Source organism: Arthrobacter endolithicus (assembly GCF_026627425.1).
Taxonomy (GTDB): domain Bacteria; phylum Actinomycetota; class Actinomycetes; order Actinomycetales; family Micrococcaceae; genus Arthrobacter_M.
Map to the genome: position 1 here is coordinate 1 of NZ_JAPNLH010000058.1, position 1,342 is coordinate 1,342.

Genomic DNA, 1,342 nt, shown 5'->3' on the forward strand with positions numbered 1-1,342 from the left:
TTTCGGTTGAGGTGAGGGCCTTGGGAGAGAATCGGATTGTCTAGATCGTGATTCCTCTACCGCAAGGCCCTCGTGTTCCACGCTACCTTCCATAGCCCTGACCTGACCACGTTCTGCCGCCTCGATGAGCTCGGACTCGAAGCCACGGGGCAGTACCTGAGCCGCGATCGGGCCGTCCTGGCCTGCCGTGTTGTTGATCCGGATGACTGGTGCCGGAACTGCGGGAGCCAAGGCATCCCTCGGGACACGGTGACTCGTCGGTTGGGCCATGAACCCTTCGGTTGGCGTCCGACCACACTGCTGCTGAGAGTGCGCAGGTACAAATGCTCTGCGTGCGGGAAGGTATGGCGGCAAGACACGTCCAAGGCCGCCGAATCACGGGCGAAACTCTCCCGCCGCGGGCTGCGCTGGGCGCTGGAAGGAATCGTGTGCCAACACCTAACTGTCGCCCGCGTTGCCGAAGGCCTCGGCGTGACCTGGAATACCGCGAACAAGGCGGTCCTCAACGAAGGCAAGCGTGTGTTGATTGATGACCCGCACCGATTCGACGCAGTAAAGGTCATTGGTGTTGATGAGCATGTTTGGCGACACACCCGCCGCGGAGACAAATACGTCACCGTCATCATTGACCTCACCCCGATCCGTGAGGGCACGGGCCCTTCCCGCCTGCTGGACATGGTCGAAGGCCGCTCAAAACAGGTTTTCACCAGCTGGCTAAAAGCACGCCCACAACCCTGGCGCGACGGGATCGAAGTCGTGGCCATGGACGGGTTCTCCGGGTTCAAGAGCGCCGCAGCCGAAGAGCTCCCCGACGCTGTTCCGGTGATGGATCCATTCCATGTCGTCCGTCTGGCCGGGGAGGCCCTGGATTCGTGCCGCCGACGCGTTCAGCAGCAGACATGCGGTCATCGCGGGCGCGCCGGCGACCCACTGTATTCGGCTAGGCTAACGCTTCATACCGGGGCGGATTTGCTCACTGACAAGCAACGCCAACGTCTTGAAACCCTGTTCTCCACGGATACGCATGTAGAAGTTCAAGCGAGCTGGGGCATCTACCAACGCATGGTTGCCGCCTACCGGGAACCAGACCGTGCCAAGGGGCGGGAGTTGATGCAAGTCGTGATCGACTCCGTCAGCGCCGGCGTTCCCAGCGCACTCACCGAGCTCACAACGCTCGGGCGAACCCTCAAACGCCGGGCAGCAGATGTGTTGGCCTACTTCGAGCGACCAGGAACCTCCAACGGGCCAACTGAAGCCATCAATGGCCGGCTCGAACACCTTCGCGGTTCCGCTCTCGGCTTCCGCAACCTCACCAACTACGTCGCAAGATCACTGCTGGAAT

At 61.7% G+C, this 1,342-nt stretch carries 1 protein-coding gene; it reads left to right on the forward strand.

Translation table 11 applies throughout. The features are described 5' to 3' along the window. Window positions 1-72: 72 nt before the first annotated feature. Window positions 73-1,342: ISL3 family transposase (locus tag OS914_RS17970; RefSeq protein WP_267547422.1), on the forward strand; the 1,270-nt coding region annotated here is incomplete at its 3' end.